We start from the raw sequence: 7,756 nt of genomic DNA on the forward strand, positions 1-7,756 counted from the left end.
GCTATGTGGAAGCAGGCTGCTAATTGTAAGAAATTTATCCGATTTTTGTTTAGCATTAATGAAAAGTTTATCCTATTTATATAAGCGTAATGAGAAGAAAGGAGGAATGAGATGAAGCTTGTGATAGTCGGCGGCGGTCCTAGAGGCTTGTCTGCTTTGGAACGAATTGTTGAGCGTTCGAGAGATGTCAAAAACTTAAAAATCACGATGTTTGATCCTTATGGACCCGGAGGGAAAATCTGGCGGCAGGATCAGCCGCTGTCTCTAAAAATGAATACAGTGGCTTGTCAGGTCACTTTATTTACAGATGAAACCCTTGGTACAGATGGACCAGTAGCGAAAGGTCCTAATCTTTATGAGTGGGCGCGGGATTACGCCGAAGAATTTATTCAGGAGGAGCTTAGCGGTGCGTTAGCCTTTATCAATGAAGCTCGAAATCTAGGGCCGAATGATCATTGCTCCAGAGCTTTTTATGGCGTGTATCAGCGTTGGTTCTACAAATATATTCGAACGAGAATGACGGAGCAAACCTCTGTCACCTTCTTTAATGATACCGTTCGTGCAGTTCGAAAAGCGGAAGAAGGATTTCTTGTATACACACAATCAGTAGAGATTACAGCAGATAAAGTGGTCTTGGCTCTTGGTCATCAAGAGGTTGAAGGGACAGCCGCTGAGAAGGAGCTAGCTGCCTATGCAGCAGAACATCGTCTATTTTATTCACAACCGAAGAATGCTGCAGATAACTTCTTTGATGCTGTTAAACCCAGACAGACAGTGCTGTTAAAAGGTTTAGGTCTATCCTTTTTTGATTATATGACCATGCTGACTGTCAATCGCGGTGGTACTTTCCGGCGGAAAAATGGCCAGCTGGATTACCTGCCCTCCGGGAATGAGCCCCTGATTGTGGCTGGTTCCGGCAGAGGCTTTCCTTATCATGCCCGTGGTGTCAATCAAAAATCCTATGGGGAACAGTATCAGCCACGCTTTCTCAAACAGAAGAATTTGAATAAATGGAAACGAAAAGGCAGCTTTCCAGCGGAAGAATTTTTTTATTTGTTAAAAAAAGAAGTAGAATTTGTTTACTATTCAGCCTTAATCAAGGAGAAGTATCCTGAAATCAATCAAAAGCGGTTTGCAGAGGAGTACATCCGAAAAAAAGGAGACAGCACAGTCATCAGTAAATATGCAATTTCAGAAGAGGATTATTGGGACTGGTCTAAAATTGAGCACCCAGATCAGGGCTTGTCTTCTTACAAGAATTTTTCAGAAGCCGTTTTAAACTACGTTCTTCATGATGCCGGAGAGGCCCGAAAAGGGAATATCGATGGTCCTCTAAGCAGTGCGTTCGACAGTTTGAAGGATATGCGGGATCAGGTCCGTTTTATGCTGGATCATCAGCTGTTCACAGAAAAAGAGTACAAAGAGCAGTTTTTGGAAAAATTCATTTCCTTAGATTCCTTTTTGTCTATTGGTCCTCCTTTAGAACGAATGGAGGAGCTTTCGGCTTTGTTGAAGGCTGGTGTAGTAACAATTCTGGCGCCGGAAATGAAGATAGACATGAAGGACGGACGATTTATTGGTTATTCAGCAAATGATCCTGAAAAAAAATACGATGCATTCTTTTTGATGGAAGCGAGAATTCCTTCTATTGATGTGAAAAGAAGTGTTAGTCCGCTGATGCAGCAGCTGCTTAAAGAAAAGGTTGGCAGACGTCATCGATTAACCATCGATGGAGAAGCTCACTATACAGGAGCAATTGATGTAGAAGCGGTTTCTAATCAGCTGATTGATGGAGAAGGAAAGGTTGTTCCAGGTTTATTCTGTTATGGAATTCCTACAGAAGGGATTCATTGGCTAACAGCCGCTACCTCCAGACCGGGAACGGACCCATGGAATCTGCGAGAAGCAGATTGTATTGCCGCACGCATCTTGAAAGAATATTTAGCATGAGGAATTAGAAATTAGAACAGCTGAACAGCGCAGATTGTTTGAGCGCTTGCTCGTGAGGCTGGGTATCAGCCAGAGGTCTTCCTCACAACCGCTTGGTATTCCTTTATTTACGACTGGAAAAGTTTATAATCCCTTTAATAAAAAAAGCCAAAGATTTCTCTAGATGAAAGAGAAGTCTTCGGCTTTTTTTATGTATTTCTTTAGCGGGAAACGCGTTTACGCATAGCTTTCTTGCGGTTTTCTTCAATCATGTTTTCTTTTTCTTCGATTGGATCAATCACTGTTTTTTTAACTGTTAGAGCAAGACCAGCAACTGCTGCACAAGTAACTGCAGTTCCAACTAATAGACCAGAAACAAATTTTTTCATAAATTCCATCTCCTCGTTATAAATGATTCTTCTCTTACTATTATGAAGCAAAAGATCAAAAAAGCCAACTGTTATGTAAAGTAGCGGAATATATATTTCTCCATCAATTGATTAAAAATACAACAGCACAATGACGGTGGCAGCTGGTTCTTCTTTGATATGGTTATTCCATTAGTGCAGGCAGCTCCTATTTCTTTAGTGAATATGTGCTTGAGGAATGAAATTAATCAGGAAAAATGAGATAATTCCTTATGAATGATGGAATGGGAAGGGAAAGAAAATAATGAAGCTAGAACAAGCAATCAAACAATTCAATGATTCAGCAATTCAGCTGGGCGGATGGATGGAGCTGGACCGTTTATACTTAACAAATCGAATCCTTGAATGGGTCGGTGGATATTCAGACGAAAAAACAGTTTTTTCTGAGGCGGCTGAAACACCTATTCAGTTATTCCTTTTGATTGCAGTAAAAAATAAAAAAATAGCGGATACAGACTGGGAAAAAAATCAGCTGCAGAAAAAATTTCAAGAGCTGCTGACACCGCCTCCCTCTGTTGTTAATGCACTTTTCGCTCAATATTATGCGAAAAAGCCAGCTGATGCAACAGAATATTTTTATAACCTGTGTTGTCAAACGGGCTATGTCGCTCCACTAGAACGGTCAGCAGCTCCTCAGAATTTTTTAGGAGCAGAATGCAGTGAATTAACCGAAACAGCAGAGGAGCGAATGAGCGGATTTTTCAGTCTGTTTCATAAAAAACAGCCGAATCCCAGCTGTTATCACTGCTTTGAAAACGAAGGATTCAATGGAGAAAGCTCAGTAGAAACAGCAGCCAGCCGTTTGATTCGGATGAACCTTCAAGGAGAAAGCTGGGGCTTCCATTATAGTCCTGCTGCACAATTTCCAGAACAGTTTTATATCTCCTCAGAGGAGCATAAACCTTTGGTTTGGGGGACAGCAGCAGTTCAGCGTATGCTAGACATCTTAGACATATTTCCTCATTACTTTATTTCATTTGACGGGGAAACTAGGGAATCCCATGGCTATTATCAGGGCGGAGCTGCTTCTTTGCCTAGTCTGGCTGTCGAGGCAGAAGCGTTTATTGAACGAAAGGAGTACCCATTGCTTAATATAGGTGTAGTTCCGGGGCTTTTTCCTGCTGTTCAGCTGCAGGGGCCTGATAAGAATGAACTAATTGAGAGTATCTTGTTTCTAACTTCTCAATGGAAAAATTTCAAAAAAGGAGCAGGAAGTAAGCCTGTGATAGTTGGTCGAAAGAGAGAAAACAGCTACACCTTCAATTTGTTCTTTATTAATCGGACCCAGGTGCCCGTTATCGATGACTATTTAGCCGTTGGTGAAAATCTTGTTCCGCTATTGTCGGGAAAGGTTGTTTTTCGCTCAGGTAAGATGAAATCTGGAGAAATAGCAGAACAGCTGCAACAGGCGGTGGACTGTCTGTCGCCATTTGAAAAGAATCATGAAGTTGCTTCACTCATTCAATTTTTGCATACGCTGGAAGATTAAAGACAGAAAGCAGGTAAAAAATGAAGATTGGAAAATCATATGGCTACCCGATTCTGCTTGCGGGATTGGCCTATGTTAGTTGTCTATGGGGATACTTGCTTTTTCAGCCGCTTATTCGGGAATCAAATGGAACAGAAACCAACACGTCCGCTGCTCTTTATTCAACAGAGGAGCAGTTAGCCATCCTGCAGAACTTCCCGAAGCTTTACCAAGCGTTAGAAGAACCGAAGGCACAACAGCTATTCATTATTCCGGGTTTATTAACTACAAAGACCCTAAGCAGTAATCAAAATCAGACTGCTTCTGTTTGTAATGAGATGGATCAGCAAGGTGTTGCGGTTACGGAAAATTATCTAATTGTTAGTGCGTATTGTCATGATAAAAAGCATAATTCTGTATTGTATGTATTAGATAAATCCAGTGGAAGCTACCTTAAAACGATTGTGCTTCAGGGCAAGCCTCATGTGGGTGGAATATCCTATGACTCGGAGTTTCAAAATCTCTGGATTTGCGCTCGAAAAGATAATCAGGCACAATTAGCGGCTGTTCAGTTAAGAAATCTGGAAGCATATGACTTTTCCAAAAGCAGCCAGCCAATAGCCTATGATCAGTCTGTTCTTTTACCGGAAATCAAGCGGGCCTCTTTTGTGACCTGGCATCAGCAGCACCTGTATGTTGGCTATTTTGATGAGAATAGAGATGGGGTTATTGAGAAGTACGCACTGGATAATCGAGGTGCCTTTAAAACAGGCAGTCAAGGACAGATTCATGTGAAGCATAAAACTAAGATTTCTCCTATTCAATCAGCCCTGATTGATCAGCGAATCCAAGGAGCTGCTTTCTACAAGGATTATTTGCTATTGTCTCAATCTAATGGCGGCAGAAACCCGTCAAAGCTGATTATTTTAGAGGATTATGTTGAAGGAGAGGTATTTATTGATCAAGAAACAGCACCGAGTATTGATATGCCGGAGCGGATGGAGCAGATTGCCAGCGATGGAAAATATCTTTATACGGTTTACGAATCTTCAAGCAGTTTTTTTAGGAAATTTACAAGAAATAAAGTCGATCGTGTACTGAAGCTCGAATTGTCCGAACTAATAAAAAAATAACTGTTCTTCTTTTGTTAGCAATGTTATACTAATTTGGTAACATTATTTAAAAGGAGAGAACAATGAAAAAGAAAGCGTATCGAAACACACCAGCCTTTTCATTTATGAGCTGGGGGTCATTTGCCTTTTTTGTGGCATTAATGTTGATTGGATTATACACATTGAAAGAGCCTTTGATGGTAAAAGGCTACTACTTGATGGGATCAGTGGGATTGATTTCTTCTTCCTTTACTCTGGCTAAGGTCATCAGAGATAATCAGGAAGATGAGGAGCGGTACAAGCAAATGTTCCGTGCAATGGATGATTCTATCAAAAATGAAGATGGTTCTATCTAAATCACAGATAATCTGAGAGACGGGGAAAGAAGCATCACATCTTTAACAAAACAAATAGGAATACTTTTAGTGTAACAAGGCTATAAGGGATGATTCTGATTTGTTTTGGTCTGCGGCGTTTGCTGCAGCTTGGATGTGGCGGCTGCTTCTACCCGTCTTTTTTGTTTTGTATAAATTTAAAATTCTGAAATGCCAGTCAGATGGGTGTTTCAGAATTTTTTTCAAAAAATCTCATTTTTTGTTTTTTTTACAAGGGATAAAAAATAAAGTCTCATTTTCTTTGATAATAATTTAAAATATTGATACATTGTTTGATATTTTATTTGTTATAATTATATATCTAAATGCATTGAAGCAAGTCAAAGAGTAAGATTCCGCTCTGTGTTCTAATAAAAGATAGTAGTGTTGGTACTTTATTGAAAGGTTAATGACTACTATTGTAAGCATTTAGACAGACAAAGGAGAAAAATAAAAAGGAGTGATTCAATGTTTCTCACCGCAGAGTATAAAAAGAAGAGAGACGACTATCAGCTGCTGAAAACTGAGCTGGACTTGTTCCAACAGCAGCATACAGAGAAGCAAACACAGATAAATGATTGTTTAAATCAGGCAAAAAACAGTCTTTCTGGTGTTTCAGAAGGCAGCGGGACACCGAATGAAGCGACAATTAACAAGGCAGAAGAATTATTTTCAGAGCTGCAAATCTTGCTGAATGCATTGAGTAGAAGAAACAGCAGTATTAAGAACGGCACGACCGTTGCTCAACAAAAATATGAGCACTATAACACCTTGTATCAAGCAGAAAAAGCGAGAGAACATGCGCATTTTGAAGCGGAACGGCAAAGGCTGCTGAATCCAACACCCTCTGACCGTAAAGCTGATACACAGGATTTCTTTAATAGAAATAATCAGATTATAAATCCAAAATGGTAAATAGTAGAGGAGGAAAGCAATGGAAAAATTAATCATTAAAGAAGGTGAATTAGTACAGGCAACGGCGCTGGCGGAGTCGGCAAAGGCTGATATTAAGCATGCGTTGAGCGCAGCTAAATCACTGGCAGGCAGCACAACAAGCTGGCAGGGAGAAGCGAAAAATACGTATGCCATGTATTTGGATATTTTGTCTCAGAATCATGAAGAAGTAGCTGAGATGATTCAGGATTTTCACAGTGCCTTAAAAAAGCTGGATGAAGATTGTAAGGTTTTTGACAGCGGCGATATGGCAGAAATCAGAGGAATATGAGGAGGGAAAAGAATGCTGTTGACGAAAGAAGCGTTGCTCATACTGACAGATACGGTGGGTCATGATGAGCTGTTTGGCTTTCCTGACCTGACTTTTTACCGAATGAATCAAAAACAATTCCATCAGCAGGGGTTAAAGGAGTTAAGGAGGCATCAGCTGCTGGATGAAGAAGAACAGTTAACGGACGAAGGTTTCTTTCTCGCATTGTTAGTGGAAAAATATGGTGATGCTGAACAATATATTTCTATCGGAAATCGTTATTTTATCGCACTACTGGAAGAGTGCATTCTACTGGAAAAAACAGAGACAGGCTATCTGTTCCAGCTGTTCAGACCAGAGGAGCTGTTGAGCTACCTGTATGTTCATTTTACAATTTTTGCTCGGGAGCCCTTAGAAGAAGAAGCAGGCTTCCGCAGCAGAAGGGCCCGCATTGATTTGACTGAGCTGGAGCAGGAAGATATTTCTCATCTTCTGCCGATTGGTTCTATTGAACGGACGGAAACAGAAATAAAGAAGGTAGAGTTTGTCCTGTTCATTTCTGACGGATTGCTTTATCGCTTACAGGAGGGCAAATTAAAACGAATAAGTCAGTACTGGTTGACTAAATGGCTGGTTGACCGCTTAGGGATTACCTACGAACTGGAAGATGAGACAAGAAAAAGGGGGTTGTCTAATTGGTAAGTGCATCCGTATCCGTTAATCCGGAGGAGCTTTCCGGACTTGTAACACAGCTGCAGCAAATTACGCAGCAATTGAATGAGGCAGCGGGAAAGCTGTCTTCTTTGAATAATAGCGCTTATTATGAAGGCGGTGACGGTCAGATGATGGTTGAGCTGTTTCAAGCCTATTCTTCGGTTCGTGTAGAAGAGCTAGCAACGCATTACCAGCGTTTAGCGGAGTATGTCACCTTCGTTTCTGAGACTTCAGTAGCTGCAGACCAGCTGCTGAAGAAGAAAAGTCAGGAAGCAATGGCAGGCTTTGAACGTGAAAGAAATGAACGCTTACATCCAAATTTTAATCAGAAAAAATCAGCACCGGAAGGTTTGGCAGGAATTCAAAAGCAGCAGAATGATATCCTGCGCCCTTTTGGCTAAAAAAGGAGGAAAAGGTTGGATATAAAGTATAATGCAGCAGATTGGCAGGCGTTGAGCGAGGGTGTGGGCTTTATCGAAAGCATGGATCTCTTTTCTATGCTGAAGGAAGCCGACCGTCTCAGTGAA

At 40.9% G+C, this 7,756-nt stretch carries 9 protein-coding genes; 8 read left to right on the forward strand and 1 reads right to left on the reverse strand.

Annotated elements, in window-relative coordinates; all coding sequences use genetic code 11:
• Positions 1-111 precede the first annotated feature (111 nt).
• The gene (locus ACPWSO_RS16380) at positions 112-1,950 is read left to right on the forward strand and encodes an FAD/NAD(P)-binding protein (RefSeq protein ID WP_426084663.1); all 1,839 of its coding nucleotides are present in this window, start codon (positions 112-114) and stop codon (positions 1,948-1,950) included.
• Positions 1,951-2,150: 200 nt separating this feature from the next.
• Here ACPWSO_RS16380 and ACPWSO_RS16385 read toward each other — a convergent pair whose 3' ends face one another.
• Entirely contained in the window at positions 2,151-2,318 is a 168-nt protein-coding gene (locus ACPWSO_RS16385) for a DUF3042 family protein (RefSeq protein WP_426084664.1), read from the reverse strand.
• Positions 2,319-2,601: 283 nt separating this feature from the next.
• Between ACPWSO_RS16385 and ACPWSO_RS16390 the strand changes: the two genes are divergently transcribed.
• The 7 genes from ACPWSO_RS16390 (at position 2,602) to ACPWSO_RS16420 (ending at position 7,630) form a co-directional block, all read left to right on the forward strand.
• Positions 2,602-3,846: a hypothetical protein gene (locus ACPWSO_RS16390; RefSeq protein WP_426084665.1), complete on the forward strand. Its 1,245-nt coding sequence runs from the start codon at positions 2,602-2,604 to the stop codon at positions 3,844-3,846.
• Positions 3,847-3,866: 20 nt separating this feature from the next.
• Complete coding sequence (locus ACPWSO_RS16395) at positions 3,867-4,958, forward strand: YncE family protein (protein ID WP_426084666.1); 1,092 nt, start codon at positions 3,867-3,869, stop codon at positions 4,956-4,958.
• Between the two features lie 62 nt (positions 4,959-5,020).
• Positions 5,021-5,293, forward strand: coding sequence for a YiaA/YiaB family inner membrane protein (locus ACPWSO_RS16400; RefSeq protein WP_426084667.1), 273 nt, complete (start codon positions 5,021-5,023; stop codon positions 5,291-5,293).
• Between the two features lie 486 nt (positions 5,294-5,779).
• Positions 5,780-6,226: a hypothetical protein gene (locus ACPWSO_RS16405; RefSeq protein ID WP_426084668.1), complete on the forward strand. Its 447-nt coding sequence runs from the start codon at positions 5,780-5,782 to the stop codon at positions 6,224-6,226.
• 19 nt (positions 6,227-6,245) lie between these two features.
• Complete coding sequence (locus tag ACPWSO_RS16410) at positions 6,246-6,536, forward strand: hypothetical protein (RefSeq protein WP_426084669.1); 291 nt, start codon at positions 6,246-6,248, stop codon at positions 6,534-6,536.
• A 12-nt stretch (positions 6,537-6,548) separates the two neighbouring features.
• The gene (locus ACPWSO_RS16415) at positions 6,549-7,217 is read left to right on the forward strand and encodes a DUF5081 family protein (RefSeq protein ID WP_426084670.1); all 669 of its coding nucleotides are present in this window, start codon (positions 6,549-6,551) and stop codon (positions 7,215-7,217) included.
• Positions 7,211-7,630 carry a hypothetical protein gene (locus tag ACPWSO_RS16420; protein WP_426084671.1) on the forward strand — a complete coding sequence of 140 codons (420 nt, stop codon included), beginning with the start codon at positions 7,211-7,213 and terminating at the stop codon, positions 7,628-7,630. The genes ACPWSO_RS16415 and ACPWSO_RS16420 overlap by 7 nt, the downstream gene beginning before the upstream one ends.
• Positions 7,631-7,756 lie beyond the last annotated feature (126 nt).

It is taken from the genome of Enterococcus sp. LJL51 (assembly GCF_049894025.1).
GTDB lineage: Bacteria > Bacillota > Bacilli > Lactobacillales > Enterococcaceae > Enterococcus_L.

Excerpts from the sequence above, each read along its gene's own strand:
- ACPWSO_RS16380 (WP_426084663.1), top strand. The coding sequence starts at position 112 with ATGAAGCTTGTGATAGTCGGCGGCGGTCCTAGAGGCTTGTCTGCTTTG.
- ACPWSO_RS16385 (WP_426084664.1), bottom strand. The coding sequence starts at position 2,318 with ATGAAAAAATTTGTTTCTGGTCTATTAGTTGGAACTGCAGTTACTTGT.
- ACPWSO_RS16390 (WP_426084665.1), top strand. The coding sequence starts at position 2,602 with ATGAAGCTAGAACAAGCAATCAAACAATTCAATGATTCAGCAATTCAG.
- ACPWSO_RS16395 (WP_426084666.1), top strand. The coding sequence starts at position 3,867 with ATGAAGATTGGAAAATCATATGGCTACCCGATTCTGCTTGCGGGATTG.
- ACPWSO_RS16400 (WP_426084667.1), top strand. The coding sequence starts at position 5,021 with ATGAAAAAGAAAGCGTATCGAAACACACCAGCCTTTTCATTTATGAGC.
- ACPWSO_RS16405 (WP_426084668.1), top strand. The coding sequence starts at position 5,780 with ATGTTTCTCACCGCAGAGTATAAAAAGAAGAGAGACGACTATCAGCTG.
- ACPWSO_RS16410 (WP_426084669.1), top strand. The coding sequence starts at position 6,246 with ATGGAAAAATTAATCATTAAAGAAGGTGAATTAGTACAGGCAACGGCG.
- ACPWSO_RS16415 (WP_426084670.1), top strand. The coding sequence starts at position 6,549 with ATGCTGTTGACGAAAGAAGCGTTGCTCATACTGACAGATACGGTGGGT.